General features: G+C 59.5%; 9 protein-coding genes and 1 tRNA gene. 7 read left to right on the forward strand and 3 right to left on the reverse strand.

Translation table 11 applies throughout. The features are described from left to right. Positions 1-106: 106 nt before the first annotated feature. Both HMPREF2928_RS05555 and adhP read left to right on the forward strand, forming a co-directional pair. Positions 107-1,489 carry a phosphoenolpyruvate synthase gene (locus HMPREF2928_RS05555; RefSeq protein WP_070687614.1) on the forward strand — a complete coding sequence of 461 codons (1,383 nt, stop codon included), beginning with the start codon at positions 107-109 and terminating at the stop codon, positions 1,487-1,489. Between the two features lie 422 nt (positions 1,490-1,911). Beyond that, positions 1,912-2,952, forward strand: coding sequence for an alcohol dehydrogenase AdhP (adhP, locus tag HMPREF2928_RS05560; protein WP_083311385.1), 1,041 nt, complete (start codon positions 1,912-1,914; stop codon positions 2,950-2,952). Positions 2,953-3,868: 916 nt separating this feature from the next. Here the strand turns inward: adhP and HMPREF2928_RS05565 are convergent. Both HMPREF2928_RS05565 and HMPREF2928_RS05570 read right to left on the reverse strand, forming a co-directional pair. Next, the gene (locus HMPREF2928_RS05565) at positions 3,869-5,815 is read right to left on the reverse strand and encodes a GH25 family lysozyme (RefSeq protein WP_070687616.1); all 1,947 of its coding nucleotides are present in this window, start codon (positions 5,813-5,815) and stop codon (positions 3,869-3,871) included. A 738-nt stretch (positions 5,816-6,553) separates the two neighbouring features. Beyond that, positions 6,554-7,126, reverse strand: coding sequence for a flavodoxin domain-containing protein (locus HMPREF2928_RS05570; protein ID WP_044150346.1), 573 nt, complete (start codon positions 7,124-7,126; stop codon positions 6,554-6,556). Positions 7,127-7,648: 522 nt separating this feature from the next. Between HMPREF2928_RS05570 and pyk the strand changes: the two genes are divergently transcribed. Then, positions 7,649-9,112: a pyruvate kinase gene (gene pyk / locus HMPREF2928_RS05575; RefSeq protein WP_070615941.1), complete on the forward strand. Its 1,464-nt coding sequence runs from the start codon at positions 7,649-7,651 to the stop codon at positions 9,110-9,112. Between the two features lie 244 nt (positions 9,113-9,356). Here the strand turns inward: pyk and HMPREF2928_RS05580 are convergent. Beyond that, a tRNA-Leu gene (locus HMPREF2928_RS05580) sits at positions 9,357-9,439 on the reverse strand. A 358-nt stretch (positions 9,440-9,797) separates the two neighbouring features. Here HMPREF2928_RS05580 and ffh point away from each other — a divergent pair. From ffh to rpsP, 4 genes are all read left to right on the forward strand, one after another. Beyond that, on the forward strand, positions 9,798-11,375 hold the full coding sequence (gene ffh, locus HMPREF2928_RS05585) for a signal recognition particle protein (RefSeq protein ID WP_049360643.1): 1,578 nt from the start codon (positions 9,798-9,800) through the stop codon (positions 11,373-11,375). Between the two features lie 114 nt (positions 11,376-11,489). Beyond that, entirely contained in the window at positions 11,490-14,147 is a 2,658-nt protein-coding gene (locus tag HMPREF2928_RS05590) for a hypothetical protein (RefSeq protein WP_070687617.1), read from the forward strand. A 12-nt stretch (positions 14,148-14,159) separates the two neighbouring features. Then, on the forward strand, positions 14,160-14,645 hold the full coding sequence (locus HMPREF2928_RS05595; protein ID WP_012903358.1) for an NUDIX domain-containing protein: 486 nt from the start codon (positions 14,160-14,162) through the stop codon (positions 14,643-14,645). Between the two features lie 255 nt (positions 14,646-14,900). Then, positions 14,901-15,323, forward strand: coding sequence for a 30S ribosomal protein S16 (gene rpsP / locus HMPREF2928_RS05600; protein ID WP_005505689.1), 423 nt, complete (start codon positions 14,901-14,903; stop codon positions 15,321-15,323). Positions 15,324-15,325 lie beyond the last annotated feature (2 nt).

Raw genomic sequence — 15,325 nt, forward strand, 5'->3', positions numbered from 1 at the left:
GTGCCCGCGTAAGGGGCATGAGGCTCCGTGTAAGGAGCATGAGGCTCTTTGAGCGCCCGTCGCGTCTGCGTTTAGAAACACCCACTCAACGTACAGGATTTTTATCGTGAGCTCTTCTGCCGGCGATTCTTCGCGCCCCGTTTCTCCTTCTTCTTGTCCGGGTCTGACCCGTCGTCGTCTTGTGGCTGGTGCGGCGTGGGCTACCCCGGTTGTTGTGGCGTCGTCGGTGATTCCGGCGTATGCGGCTTCTGATGAGGAAGGCGAGTGCACCGGCCCTTACGAGGATTCGACGATGATCACTGCCGGTGATGGCGTGAAGAAGGTTGCCGTGCTGACGGTTCCTGCGGGCGCTAAGCGTATGCGTTTTACCGCTGTGGGTGGTGCTGGCGGCACGAACTACACTGTGGCTGATGCCGGTTCCGGTGCCATGGTGGAGGGTTCTATGGCTGTGCGCGGCGGCCAGACTATTACTCTGACTGCCGGTTCGGGCGGTATCGGTAATGGTGAGCTGAAGCCCGCTGAGGGCGGCGACGGCTACGGCGTGGGCGGCTCCTCGAAGGCTTCTTCGCCGGTTCCCGCGAACGTTGTTTCTGCGATTAATGATTTGACCCGCATTTCTGGCGGTGTGACCGGTCGCGGCGGCATGAGCGCTGTGCTGTATTCGGCGTCCGGCGGTGGTTCCTCCGCTATTGAGGTGGATGGCGTGCCGATGATTGTTGCCGGTGGTGGCGGCGGTGCTGGCGTTCTGGCGTCGTATGCGACGGTTTTGCCGAATCCCGCGAAGGCGGGTGCTGTGCGCCCGACCGCGCACTATTCGCTTGATAGCTCCGGTGGCGAGCACCAGTTCAGCACCGGTGGTGGCGCTGGTTCGGGTGACGGCGACGGTTCGCCCGGTTTTGTTGGTTTCACCTCGTACGAGGCGCAGTCTGATCCGATTCTGATGGTGAACCCGGGTTCGGGTGCCGCCGGTGGTGTGGGCGGTGCTGGCGGTGAGAAGCTGAACCCGCCGACTGTCAATGGTCCGGTGATTGGTTTTTCGAGCACCTCCACCCAGAAGCTGGTGAGCACTGCGACTGCCGGTGCGGCGGGTGCGAGCGGTTTCCGCGCGAAGGGCGCCGATGGTGTGGCGAGCTATTCGTACCAGTGGGATCAGACTCCGGAGGGTACCGATAACCGCCCGTCGAACGCTGGCGAGCTGTTTAACGGCTACCAGTCTGTGGTTTCTGGAGGCGGTGGCGCCGGTTATGGCGGCGGCGGTTCCGGCGCTGCGTTGAGCGTTTCGGCTCGTGTGGTGTCGCAGAAGTGGAATAACGATTCGGCTCGTGCCCGCTATGCGGTGGGTTCGGTGCAGCTGGCTGGCGGTGGCGCTGGCGGCGGTACGTTCATGGATTCTACGGTGCGCATCATGGATCTGGGTTGGGCGTTGAATGCTCCGAATGGTCCGGGTGAGCGCGGCGCCGGCTATATTGAGGTTGCTTTCTGCTTCTAGGCAGCTAAGTCTCATCGGCTAAGAGTTCCTGTGAGCCTGTAGGAATCGTATAGGTGCAGATTGAACCCTTTCTTTAGGGTGGTATGCGCCTCAAACTTAATATTTAAATTTTTTCTGAGTGCCTCCCAAGCCGCTTGTTTGGGAGGCATTCTCATCTTCTGTGTTGTTTCGTCATAGCGTCATATCAACCTTTGGCGGTTTAGCGCATTGGTCGGAATGGACCTTATCGAAAGCTCATCCTTGCTCGTGAGAACGCCTCTATCTAACCCCTCTGTCATATTCGGGGAAGGTCCTTTAGATTGGCGGCTCATCATTTTACGGTGGAAATGTAAAGAATACGCGCGCTCACCCCGCTAGGTTGCACAGCGCAGATTGCAGATTGCGGCTTGAGCGCGGCCACCGATGACTAAGGAGTTTAGGTCATGTGCAAGGAAACCATGAAGGCTGTTGTTGTCCCTGAGAAGGTTGACGGTTCGGTTGTTGTCCGTGAGGTTCCCGTTCCGGCTGTCGGTTACGGCCAGGCGCTCGTGAAGATTGAGTACTCGGGCGTGTGCCACACTGACCTGCACGTGGCTTCCGGTGATTTCGGTGAGGTTCCGGGTCGTATTCTGGGCCACGAGGGCATCGGCCGTGTCGTCAAGGTCGGTGAGGGCGTTGAGTCCCTGAAGGAAGGGGACCGCGTGTCGGTGGCTTGGTTCTTCGAGGGCTGCGGCCACTGTGAGTACTGCACCTCGGGCCGTGAGACCCTGTGCCGTTCGGTGAAGAACGCAGGCTACTCGGTTGATGGCGGCATGAGTGAGTACACCTTGGTGACCGCTGATTACGCTGTGAAGGTTCCCGAGGGCCTTGACCCGGCACAGGCAAGCTCCATTACCTGCGCTGGTGTGACCACCTACAAGGCAATTAAAGAGTCGCTGGTTCGCCCCGGTGAGTGGCTGGTTGCTTACGGTGCGGGCGGTCTGGGCAACCTGGCTGTTCAGTACGCTAAGAAGGTTTTCGGCGCCAAGGTTATCGCTGTTGATATCAACGACGACAAGCTGGCTCTGGCTCGTGAGACCGGCGCTGATTACGTCATCAACGGTCGTGAGGTTGAGGACGTTCCGGCTCGTATTCGCGAGCTGACCGGCGGTGGCGCTCACGCTGCTGTGGTGACCGCGGTATCGAAGGTTGCGTTCAACCAGGCTGTCGAGTCGGTTCGTGCGGGCGGTTCCGTGGTGGCTGTTGGTCTGCCCTCGGAGATGATGGAGCTGTCCATTGTGAAGATTATTCTGGACGGCATCCGCGTGGTGGGCTCCCTGGTGGGTACCCGTCAGGATTTGGCGGAGGCATTCCAGTTCGGTGCTGACGGCATCGTGGTTCCGGTGGTTCAGCTGCGTGAGGTTGACGAGGCACCGGCTGTCTTCGAGGAAATGGCGGCGGGTAAGATTACCGGCCGTATGGTTCTGGACTTCGCTAGCCTCTAAGCTAGCGGATGGGTCGAGGCGCCCGGTAGGGCTTCAAGGTCTCACTCGGCTGGGGTCTTGCCGGTAGTTTCGATGGTTATAGCGCCTAGGGCGCATCCCGTGTGGCGGGGGAGTAGGGGTACTCTTTCTGCTGTGCATACGACGCGGGGTGCGCCTTAGTGTTTTTAACGCGGCGTTTTAAGGTTCCGAGTTTTGAGAGCCGTTATCGTGAGGAGCTGAAAACCTCTGTGAGTACTAGACACCTAAACGTAATATACGCGGGAATTTATTTTTGAAAATATCGGGGAATATCTCAAAATTTTCACAAAATTAGTTCAATATAGCATTTTGTTTGACATCTATAGGCCTCAAAATGCATACTTGTATTGTAAACATTCAACCACTGGTTGAAGCGTAATATTTGCCGAAGAGATAGGTTTCGAACGCCCCTGCACCTACCCTAGATGTAACGGGATATGACGTGTGAAGGTTTCGGCCCTCCTAGATATCGATTCCTTCTCCCAGAACGCCATACCCGGGTGAATTTCAGCATCTTCGTACCGTGCCGTTATTCACCGTTGAGTCCTTAATTCCGGCCAGGCGCCCCTCTAGACACCTTCGGATTGAGGTCTCACCAACGATTAGTGTGGGCCCCACGGACATAGTCAATGGGGACTATGTCCGCCACACTAATCCGGGGCTTTTAGGACACTGCATGACTTCGTGGTGGTTCGCCCGCCACGCTATAAATTTACCTGCCGGCACGGGTAACATAGCCGGGTTCTCTACTCACTCGGTAACCCACCCGCTGCAGAACGCATCTTGATTTTTGTGTTGTTCAGAAGATGCTTCCTGTAGCAAAAGAACGAGGGGCACCTCTGCCAGGTGCCCCTCGTTTTTATATGCGCGTTGCAGTGTTTAGCAGCTGCCGCGCTGTTTAGTAGAGTCCACGCTGCGCGGTCCAGCGGATCGTGCCGCGCTCAAAGTCCATGTAGTACACGCCGTTCGTGTAGGACTCGTCGCCGCGTGCTGCACCGTAGCGAGCGGTATTCTTCTCCCAGTGCTTGAAGATTGCGCCGTTACCGTTGGTCTCGTACGCACCGTATGCATCCGACCAGAGCAGCACCTTGCCGGAGGCGAATCGCACCTGAGCACCCGTGGAAGTGGCGGTTTCGTCGGTCACCGGTGCACCCCAGGTGCCGCCGGTGTGCAGGAAACGGTGGTAGAACGCGCCGCCGGTGTGCAGGCGGTGGGTGCCGGTCTGTGCGGACCACACGTAGGTGGTGCTGCCGGTGAATTCCTGCTTGATGATGCCGTTGCCCAGATTCTGCTCATCAGTGGTGGGCGCGCCCTTCATGCCTGCCTTGCGCCAGGTTGCATAGATGGCGCCGCGCTCGTTGAGGATGTGGGTTCCGTATGCGTTGGACCAGTAGCCACCCTCACCGTTGGCGAAGGAGACCGCGATGGTGTCGGAGCGGGTTTCTTCGTTGGTGGTTAGACCGCGGAATCGTGCAATATCAGAGCGGAACTTCTGATCCAGGCCGCCGTTGGTGACTAGCCAGTGCGAGCCGTGGGAGTTCGTCCAGTAGATAGTCTTACCGTTGGTGAACTTCTGCGCGTACACGCCGTTGGTCAGGGTGTACTCGGTACCGATCGGGTTGCCGTAGAAGGAGCGGTTTTCATTCCAGTAGCTGCCGATGCCGGTGCGAATATCAATGGAGCCGGTCGCGGTGGTCACCACGTTAGAATCCTGAGCGGTGCGATCTTCTGCCGCACGGTCTTCCACAGCGCGGTCCTGGCCGTTCGACCAGTTGCGGTGCACAGCCTTCGGGTTCTTCGCCAGAACCTTCAGATCGTTCACGGTGCCGGGGAAGAAGTTCGAGTCACCCACGAACGGGCCCGAATCGGTGAACTGCCAAATGTCGTAGCCGCTCCAACCTGCAGGGATAGCGCCGACCACGGTGGAGTAGCTCGCCAGGTGCAGCGGCAGGGTGCCGAACTGCTGCGAACCCACGCACTGCGACCACCAGGAGGTTGCGGTGTACACCATCGGGTCGCGACCAGTCAGCGAACGGTAGGTGTCCACGAAGTCGCGGGTCCAGGCGGTCAGCTGCGCCGGGGTCATGTTGTAGCAGGTGTTGCCGTAGGCGGGGTAGGGGTTGAACTCGATGTCCAGCAGGCCGGGCAGGGTCTTGCCGTCGGCAGTCCACGCGCCACCATTCTGCACGAAGTAGCGTGCCTGATCGGCACCCGAGGAGGTGCGGGGGTTTGCGAAGTGGTAGGCGCCGCGCACCATGCCGACCTGTGCCGAACCGTTGTACTGCTGACCGAAGTAGGGGTTGGCGTAGTAGCCGCCCTCGGTTGCCTTCACGTAGGCGAAGCGGGAACCTGCGGCGTAGGCGCTCGCCCAGTCCACGTTCTGCTGGTGCGAAGAGACATCCATGCCGAGGGTGCCGCCGGAGGGGGTCCATGCGGAGCGGCCCTGTGCCAGCGCTTGACCGGGTGCCAGTGCCTGACCGGCTGCCGGAGCTCGACCAGCTCCCAGACCCTGCGCGGAGCTCTGGGTCGCGGAAATACCGCTCAGGGTCGCGGTGGAAGCGGGGGAGGTGGCGCCGGTTCGCGCGTTGGCGGTGCCCAGGCGTTCGCGCTCGCCCGCACCCATGGCGGGGTTGGAGCGTTCGACCAGGGATGCATCCGGGGCGGGGGCGTAGGTGAGCTCCTCGTAGGATGCGTTGGGGTTGACCTCTGTGGCTGCGCTCGCGCTGGGGGCGGCGAAGGCTGCGGGAACGGAGGTGAGGGATGCGGCGACGAGGGAGAGTGCACCTGCGGACGCCATGATGGAGCGGGCTGCCGCGGAGCGTGCGGCAGTCTGGAGTTTCTTCATAGATTTTGCCTGTGTTTGAGAGGTGGATGTGTCGATGTGGCCCTGTGTGGGGGCTTCTGACACGAGTGAATATGTGGGGTAGTTGAAGTGATGTGTGTGTCGGCTGCCGGGTATGTCAAGCGGCTGACACAGCTAACAGCGTACGGTACCTGCACCGATGTGCGCAATGATTTGGGGTGTCATTCTGGCGGCATATCTTTCGCAGAGTGCACAGTAACCTAGAATCTTTGGGGTGCCTGTTTTACTTTGTGGCTTGTTGGTGCATTTATTGGCTCAAGTTTTTGGGACAAAATTTTAGGCACGCGACACGCCGGGGCGTTGCGAATTTCACTCTGTGGACTGCTGTATTGGGGTGTTGCTGTGTCGGTTCGTTGTTCAGGGTGGGCCGCAGCATCTAGAGCTACGTTGCCGGGATGCAGTCGGGTGCTGATGCGCCGGGCGGTGCCTCTTGCGACTTTTGAGTCGGCTTTTGGGCATAAGGAAAGGGGTGGGCCGCACACACAAAGACCCACCCCTCATGTTCCGGGTACTGTATTTGGCGCGGCCTCGCACCGGTACCCGGAGTTTCATGGTCGATGCAGGAGAGATGAAGAGTCATCGACCACGTATATGGTGCCTGTTGGCACGTTTTTCTCGGCTCTTCCCGCCCGCTCTTTCAGGTTCTGGTGTCCGGCTGAAAGATCGGGAGGGAAGAGGCGAAAGTTTATTTTTCCTCGAATTTTTTAAAATTTCGAGGGCTTAGAGGAACTTGGCGATGTCCTCGACCAGCGGCTTGAGGGTCTCGCGGTCGATGTACTCAGCCTTGCCGGTCTTGTAGCATTCGAGCATCTGCTTGATGCCCTCGTTGGGGTTCGGGTTGGCCATGAGCCATGCGCGGACCGGGCCCTTCAGAGCAGTCTTGTGAGCCAGCGAAATCTTGTCAAAGTCGATACCGCCACGCAGGTGGTAGACGGGGCGACCTTCGGTCAGCTCGGGGGTGTAGCTCTTGGCGACGGCCTTGTCCAGCAGCTTCTTCGAGTACTCACCGGTGAAGGAGACGGTGAAGAAGGCGGTGCGGTTCTTCTTGGGCGCAATAATCGGCAGAATCTTCTTGCGAAGTGCCGGTGCGCCGTTGAGGAATCCACCGTAGTCGCTGCCGGCAATGACGAAAGCATCGAATGCCTCTGCCTGCTCGGGGGTGACCTTGGAGGCGGGGACAGTCTCAACTTCGGGAGCCTGCGGGAGCGCACGCAGATCTTCTGCCAGCCAGGTGGCGTACTGTTCGGTGTAGCCGTAGGTGGAGCCGAAGATAATCAGCACGCGAGTAGTCATCTGTGAACCTTCCAGATATATTTCGCATTTCAAATACTAATTATGGGTTCCAATATAGGCTAGGCGCGCGAAAATGTGAAATCGCCTAGCTCTTGGATGCCCTATCTATCTTCTCATAGCCCACTCTGAGTGTCTCTATGTTTTTGAAATATGCTCGAACGTTCTCGAGTGCGACTAAATATTGTGCAGTGCTGGCTATCTATGGGTAAAAAGTACCCTAATTTACTTTCCGGGCGAGGCGGGGGTGGTGGGGGTGAAAACCGGCTTTCTGTGGTGTACTCGATGGGGAAGGGGCGATATTTAAAATGCGACGTGAAACACAATTTCTTCGGTGGAAAGAGTTGGGAGAAACATACCCAAGAGGGCGCAAAACCCCTATAATTGAGAAAGAGTCCCACGCATCCGGCATGTGGTTACTTGTTAGAACACGTGGGAATAATTGGGAATTTGACGTTAGTCTTCCCCGGAAAATCAGTGTGACCCCTGAGGGGTCACACAAAACAACACACAAAGGTTAGGTACATGAGGCGCGCAAAAATCGTTGCAACCATCGGTCCGGCAATCGAGTCCCCCGAGAAGATCTCCGAGGCAATCAAGGCTGGCCTGAACGTCGCCCGTCTGAACATGAGCCACGGTGACCACGCCGAGCACCAGGCACGCTATGACACCATCCGTGAAGAGTCTGCAAAGCTCGGTAAGGACGTTGCTATCCTCGCCGACCTGCAGGGCCCCAAGATTCGCCTTGAGCGTTTCGCAAACGGCAAGGAATACCTTGAGCCCGGCGCAGACTTCACCATCACTTCCGAAGACGTTGAAGGTACCGCAGAAATCTGTGGCACCACCTACAAGGGTCTGCCCGGCGACGTAAAGCTCGGCGACAAGCTCCTGCTCGACGACGGTAAGATCCGCCTCGAAGCTATTGAGGTAACCCCCACCCGTGTTCGCACCCGCGTGGTCGTCGGTGGCCCCATCTCCAACAACAAGGGCATCAACCTGCCCGGCGCAGCAGTCTCCCTGCCCGCGCTGACCGAGAAGGACGCAAACGACCTGCGCTTCGCACTGAAGATGGGTGCAGACATCATTGCACTCTCCTTCGTCCGTACCGGTGCAGACGTTGACCCCGTCCACAAGATCATGGAAGAAGAGGGTATCCGCGTACCCGTCATCGCCAAGATCGAGAAGCCCCAGGCAGTTGAGAACCTGCAGGACATCATCGACAAGTTCGACGGCATCATGGTCGCTCGTGGTGACCTCGGTGTTGAGCTGCCCTTCTCCGAGGTTCCCCTCGTCCAGAAGAAGGCTATCGACATGGCACGCCGCTGGGCAAAGCCCGTCATCGTGGCAACCCAGGTGCTCGAGTCCATGACCGACAACCCCGTCCCCACCCGTGCAGAGGTTTCTGACTGCGCTAACGCAATCCTCGACGGTGCAGACGCTGTGATGCTCTCCGGTGAGACCTCGGTCGGTAAGTACCCGATCCTGACCCTGCAGGCTATGGCTGCAATCGTTCAGGATACCGAAAAGGGCGGCCTGTACCGCGTGCCCGAGCTGGACCGCAAGCCCCGCACCCGCGGTGGCGCAATCACCCGCGCAGCAGTGAACATCGCTGACCAGCTGGACGCAAAGCTCATCGTTACTTTCACCCAGTCCGGTGACTCTGCACGTCGTCTGGCACGTCTGCGTCCCGAGACCCCGATTGTTGCGTTCACCACCAGCTCGAAGGTTCGCTCCTTCCTGTCCATGCTGTGGGGTGTTGACGCTGAGCAGGTTGAGATGATCACCGATCAGGAAGGTCTGTTCCATTTCGTGGACGAGTACCTGCTGAAGAACGGTCTGGCAGAAGCTGGCGACCTGGTCGTCGTTGCTGCCGGTGCTCCCGCAGGCCGCGCAGGTACCACCAACATGGTTCAGGTACACCGCGTCCACGGTGCTGAGGGCGAGCGCGAGGCTCTGCGTCCTTACGAGGAGGACGAGGTCAAGCGCTAAGCCGCTCACCAATCTTTTTCGATGTGTAGCTGAGGGTAATCCTCAGCCTGCACGCTAGGTATATAGAACCGCCGCCCGGTCGTGAACTCTCACGGCCGGGCGGCGGTTTCTTACGTCTTTAGCTTTATTGTGTCTTTATCTTTCTTGTGCCTTTATTGTTGCCGCATCCGATGTGCGGGTGGGGTACAGAAGCGGATACAGAAAAGCGGCGGGAAAGCTTCAAGCTTTCCCGCCGCTTTTGCGTTGGTGCCCGAGGTGGGACTCGAACCCACACTCCGAAGAACCTGATTTTGAGTCAGGCGCGTCTGCCAATTCCGCCACTCGGGCGTATCACGCATTTGTGCGTAACACCTTTAGAATTCTAACCCAGGCTGTCTAGAAAATCTAATCTATCTGACGTGTTGAGCAACCTGAGGCGGGGTGCGGAACATTTGCTGAGGGTTTCTGTTGCGCCTCTACACGGGGATGTCTGGTACCTGCCGCGCATTTGCTGAGGGGTGCGGGAGGGGATGTTGAGTGTAAATCCTGAGCGTAAATCCTGAGCTCAGGGTGAACCGGCGCCACTTATCCACAGGCGGAGGCGGGGGAGAAAGCGCGTATCCTGTATCCTTAAAGACTGACTAACCATCCCCGTTCGCCTTCGCGGCTGGGGGCCACCTCAACGTTAAGAAAGTGATCACGGCTCGTGTTCAATTCTCTCTCCGACCGCTTGACGGCAACTTTTAAGAACCTGCGCGGCAAGGGCCGCCTCTCCGAGGCAGACATTGATGCAACCGTCCGCGAAATCCGCCGCGCCCTGCTCGACGCTGACGTCGCCGTCCCCGTGGTCCGCGAATTTACCGCCCACGTGAAGGAACGCGCTCTTGGTGCGGAAGTTTCCGAGGCGCTGAACCCCTCCCAGCAGATCGTCAAGATTGTGAACGAGGAGCTGGTGAGCATCCTCGGCGGTTCGACCCGCCGCATCAACATGGCGAAGAGCGGCCCGACCATCATCATGCTGGCGGGTCTGCAGGGTGCCGGTAAGACCACCCTGGCGGGCAAGCTGGCTCACTGGCTGAAGGGCCAGGGCCACACCCCGATGCTGATTGCATCCGACCTGCAGCGCCCCAATGCGGTGACCCAGCTGAAGGTTGTTGGTGAGCGTGCGGGCGTGCCCGTGTACGCGCCGCACCCCGGTGTGACCAGCGAGTTTGACGTACCCACCGGCGATCCCGTGCAGGTGGCGCGTGACGGTGTGGCTGAGGCTCGCGCTAAGCTGCACGACGTGGTGATTGTCGATACCGCGGGTCGTCTGGGTGTTGACGCTGAGCTCATGCAGCAGGCACGTAACATTCGTGACGCTATTGAACCGAACGAAGTTCTGTTCGTCATCGATGCGATGATCGGTCAGGACGCCGTGAACACCGCTAACGCCTTCAACGAGGGTGTGGACTTCACCGGTGTGGTCCTGTCTAAGCTTGATGGTGACGCCCGCGGTGGTGCAGCGCTGTCGGTGGCTTCGGTGACCGGCAAGCCGATTATGTTCGCGTCCACCGGTGAGAACGTCACTGACTTTGAGCAGTTCCACCCGGACCGTATGGCAAGCCGCATCCTGGATATGGGTGACATCCTGACTCTGATTGAGCAGGCTGAAGCTCAGTGGGATAAGGCTGAAGCCGACCGCATGGCGAAGAAGTTCATCGATCAGGAAGACTTCACTTTTGAGGACTTCCTGGCTCAGATGCAGCAGATTCGTAAGCTTGGTTCCATGAAGAAGCTGCTCATGATGATGCCCGGTGCGGCTCAGATGCGTCAGCAGCTTGAAGCGTTTGATGAGCGCGAGATTGACCGCGTGGAGGCGATTGTTCGCTCCATGACCCCGCATGAGCGTGTGGCTCCGCGCATCATTAACGGTTCTCGCCGTGCCCGTATTGCTAAGGGCGCGGGTGTGACTGTGTCTGAGGTGAACCAGCTGATGGAGCGTTTCGCTCAGGCTCAGAAGATGATGAAGAAGCTCGCTTCGGGCAAGATGCCCGGCATGCCCGGTGGTATGCAGATGCCCGGCATGGCGGCTGCGGCCGGTGGCGCTCGTAAGAACGCGAAGAACAACAAGAAGAAGAAGGCTCGCTCCGGCAACCCGCAGAAGCGTGCGGCGCAGGAGGCGGCAGCAGCCAAGGCGCAGCAGGCTCGCGCCGGTGCTGCATTCGGTCAGCAGGCTCAGAACCAGGAGATGGATCTGTCCAGCATGAACCTGCCGAAGGGCTTCGAGAAGTTCCTGCAGTAAGAGCAAATATGAGCCCGGTAAGGGGTGGTACGGGTGCGCACGTGGTGACGGGCGCACCCGTACCGGTATGGTGCCCGGTTTGGGTGCATGAATGGGTGTGAAGGGAAGGTATCAATGGCTCAGAACGAGCAGAACTGGGATCGAGAGAACGCGGATGATCAGCTGAATGAGCAGGTCACGCCGTGGTCTCAGCGCGCCTTCGCTGATGATGCTGTAGAGGACCCTGCCGGCGCATCTGCCGCTGAGTTTGTAGAGGAGCCTGCATGCGAGTTCTCGGAAGACCTCGTGGGCGATTTCGACGATGATTCGAGCATCCTTCCCGGGTACACTCCCGTCTGGGCGCGTATTGCCCTCGAGTACGGTGAGCACTCCGCCGAACTGGCTGGCGACCTCGTCTACTCGAGCGAGAGCGACGACCCCGCAGTCGACGACGTTGCCGCAACCATTCTGAACCTGATTCGTGAAGCCCGCAGCATGCACGATGAGGTGAAGGCGGAAGATCCCGATAAGCAGCGCGCCTGGAACGACCGCACGAAGGTTGACCGCCTCGCCGCCGCCCTGGAGAGCGAAGAGTGGACCGTCGATAAGCTCACCGACATGTGGGACGGTGCCCCCGCGCCCGCCGGTAGCGGTGAGTCGGATAGCCCCGAGTACCTGCGCGCCCAGGATGAGGAGCGCACCGCCGAGAAGCAGCGCAATGAGCGCATCGAGCAGACCATGGAGCTGGAGGAGACGATTCAGCGCCGCCGCATCATGGCTCGTTCCACCACCGATGAGGAGCTGATTGCCGCCCTCATTGAGGCGACTGCCGCCTCCCCGGAGCTGATTGCCTACGAGATGGGGGAGCATCAGGTGCAGCTCTACGTGCTGTGCGCCGTGGATGATGAGGGCTACATGAACGTGCTGGAGGTCGCTGACGGCCACCTGCACGTGGGTACCCCCGTTGAGGATTACGTGGCGCAGCTGGTGGATCAGCTGCCGGTTACTGGTGCCGCCCTTGAGGGTGAGGCGACCGTGTGGGAGGAGCTTCCCGGTGGTCAGGGTGAGCTGGAGTTCCTGGTGGACGGTGACGCCGCCATGCTCGTTGACCTGCCCATTGACATGATTACCGGGCTTCTTTTGGCGTACCTTCCTGCCGGTACCCGGCAGGTTGTTGCCGCGCCGGCGGGGGAGTGGACCCTCATTTCTGCCGACCCGGTGGATCTGATGGCACTGCTGGGCCTGCTGAACTGCAACGCCCTGATTGCTGAGGGTAACGCGAACCAGCAGCACCTGGTGGTCTATGAGGAGCCCGCCCGCGAACCCTACTCGGATGAGGAGTGGTACCTGGAGGCGTTCGGTGAACCCTACGAGAATATCGTGGAGGAGTTCACCTGGCAGCGTGTGCCTAAGCGCCTGAACCGTGCCCTCAGCCGTGAGGAAGTCGCACGTTTTGGCGGCGTGTTGGAGGATCTGCTGTCGGAGCTTCCCGGTAGCGCCCCGGAGCTTTCGGGTTCGAAGATTTTCGGTTCCGATGAGGAAGAAATCGAGCAGGGCATCGCTAATGTCATGGCGATGTTTGGTGTGGAGGCTGATTCCATTACCGGCCGCCGCCTGAACGCGTACCTGCGCGATACGAGCAATATCCTGGCGCTGGAGTCGGTGCTGCAGCTGCTGGATGTTCCCACGGAGCTGGCGCTGGTTCCGACCACCGGTTTTGATGTGGCGTCGATTAGCACGTCTCGCGTGTTCGGCAACGAGGATGAGGAGCTCGCGCAATCCGCCGATGCGACCGAATCTATTGATGCTGAGGCTACCTTCTCCGAGAGTACTCCCGCCGAGGATGCTTCTTTTGACGATGAGGAGATTGAACCCTACCCGGGCGGCTACACCTCGCCCCTGGACCGTAGCTACCGCCTGGTGGCGACCGGCCGCCGCGTGACCCTCTCCGAGTGGATGGACGCTCTCAACAACGCGCACATCCCCTACGAGTACACGCACATGGGTTCGCCGGAGGGTTCTGCGCCGGATTCCTTCGTGGAGACCGAAGAGGGCTACCTGTCTCTTGACAGCGCCCTGCACGAGGCTGACTCTTCGCCTACCGAGGAGCAGGCATCGCACGAGGCAAAGGTAAGCCAGCAGGCTCCCGAGCCTTCTGCCGCGCTCGCACCTCAGAACGAAGCCGCCCCGAGCGTTGAGACCGTGCCCGATGCTTCCTCAAGCTCTGCAGATCAGAGTCCTGCACCCCAGGCCCCCGCACCGCAGAGCACCTCCGCTCAGGGCTCTTCCGCTCAGAGTCCCGCGCCTCGTTCGCGCCGCAAGCGCCTGACCCCGGAGCAGATTCGTGCGAAGACCCGCCGTGTGGGTCTTGTCCTGGGTGCGGATGTGACGGCTCAGAGCGCTATCGCTCTGACCTTGGCGAATGTGGCGCGCCGCCGCCGTGCTCAGGGTAAGGCGAGCCGTAAGTTCTCGGTGGCGGCAGCACTCTTCGCCCTGAACGCTACGGTTGAGTCGGCTCTGATTCCGACGGTTCTGCGTTCATTTGAGCAGACTCAGATGAAGAAGCATGCCCGCCCGGTGGCGGATGCTGAGTTGGTGCATCCGGGTGACACCGCAGGGGAGCAGCCCTCGACCAAGAAGCGCACTCTGATTGATGATTTGCGTGAGGGCCACTACCGCACGGTGGAGGATGCCGCCCCGTCCACGGAGCAGGCACCCTCTGGACTGCATGAGCGTGCCCTGGGTATAGTGCGTAGCATCAGGCAGCGCGCTGCGAAGAAAACCGACCGCTAAAGGAAAGAAGCCATGAAGGATTCCTATCTGAGCGATGAAGAGCTGAAGGCTTTTATCGCGACCCTGCCTACGCGCCGTTTGGCGGCGGGCGCGCTGATTCGTAATGAGCGCGGCGAGATGCTGCTGGTGAAGCCGAACTATAAGGACGGCTGGATTCTTCCCGGCGGCACCGTGGAGGCTGGCGAGGCGCCCAAGCCCGGTTGTGAGCGTGAGATTGTGGAGGAGCTGGGCCTGGATGTGAAGCTGGGTCGTGTGTTGCTGATTTTCCACGGCTTGTCGCTGGGTGTGTGGGGCGATTCGACCTACTACATGTATGACGGCGGCGTGATTGCGGCGGATACGAAGATTACCCTGCAGGATGCTGAGCTGGTGACCTATGAGTGGGTTGCTCCGGAGAACCTGGAAGGCTACGTGCGTCCGTCGATGGTGGAGCGTCTGCGTGAGTGCTACCGCGCCCTGGAGACGGGGGAGACTCTGGAGATGAGCAACCTCGACTAGCGGCCGGGCGCATCACTGGGCACAGAACGCTGTTACAGAACGCTGTTTAAAAGTGATGTTCGGTGCCTGCGGCAATTATTTTTCCGTGTCGCTAGCTTAAAATCTTGGGCTCTGATACCCTAGCTGAGTACCCGGCGACGCGCGACCCCTCTCTTCGCGCGCCGTTGTGTCCATAGAGGCGCCGTGAATGGCCCGCCCCACGGGTGCTGAACCGCGTGCCTCGCACCAAATTATGAAACAGGAGTAACCACTAAAGTGGCTGTTAAGATTCGTCTCAAGCGTATGGGTAAGATCCGCGATCCTCGTTACCGCGTCGTGATCGCTGATTCGCGCGTCAAGCGCGACGGTAAGACCATCGAAGAGATCGGTATTTACCACCCGACCGAGCACCCCTCGCGTATCGAGATCAACTCTGAGCGTGCTCAGTACTGGCTCTCCGTCGGCGCACAGCCGACCGAGCAGGTTCTGGCTCTGCTGAAGCTCTCGGGCGACTGGGCTGCATTCAAGGGCGAGAAGGCAGAGTCCAAGGTTCTGCCCGTCGAGGCTAAGGCTGAGTTCGTTGTTCCCGAAAAGGGTTCCGTGATCCTGCCCGAGGCTATCACCCCCAAGGCTGAGAAGGCTGAAGAGGCTGCTGAGGAAGCAGCACCCGAGGCTGAGGCTGAGGAAGCAGCTGAGTAATT

Source organism: Rothia sp. HMSC072B04, assembly GCF_001813725.1.
Lineage (GTDB): Bacteria > Actinomycetota > Actinomycetes > Actinomycetales > Micrococcaceae > Rothia > Rothia mucilaginosa.

What these genes read in the sequence shown, in the direction of transcription:
- adhP (WP_083311385.1), top strand. Translation starts at nt 1,912, where the DNA reads ATGTGCAAGGAAACCATGAAGGCTGTTGTTGTCCCTGAGAAGGTTGAC.
- HMPREF2928_RS05590 (WP_070687617.1), top strand. Translation starts at nt 11,490, where the DNA reads ATGGCTCAGAACGAGCAGAACTGGGATCGAGAGAACGCGGATGATCAG.
- HMPREF2928_RS05595 (WP_012903358.1), top strand. Translation starts at nt 14,160, where the DNA reads ATGAAGGATTCCTATCTGAGCGATGAAGAGCTGAAGGCTTTTATCGCG.
- HMPREF2928_RS05565 (WP_070687616.1), bottom strand. Translation starts at nt 5,815, where the DNA reads ATGAAGAAACTCCAGACTGCCGCACGCTCCGCGGCAGCCCGCTCCATC.
- pyk (WP_070615941.1), top strand. Translation starts at nt 7,649, where the DNA reads ATGAGGCGCGCAAAAATCGTTGCAACCATCGGTCCGGCAATCGAGTCC.
- HMPREF2928_RS05570 (WP_044150346.1), bottom strand. Translation starts at nt 7,126, where the DNA reads ATGACTACTCGCGTGCTGATTATCTTCGGCTCCACCTACGGCTACACC.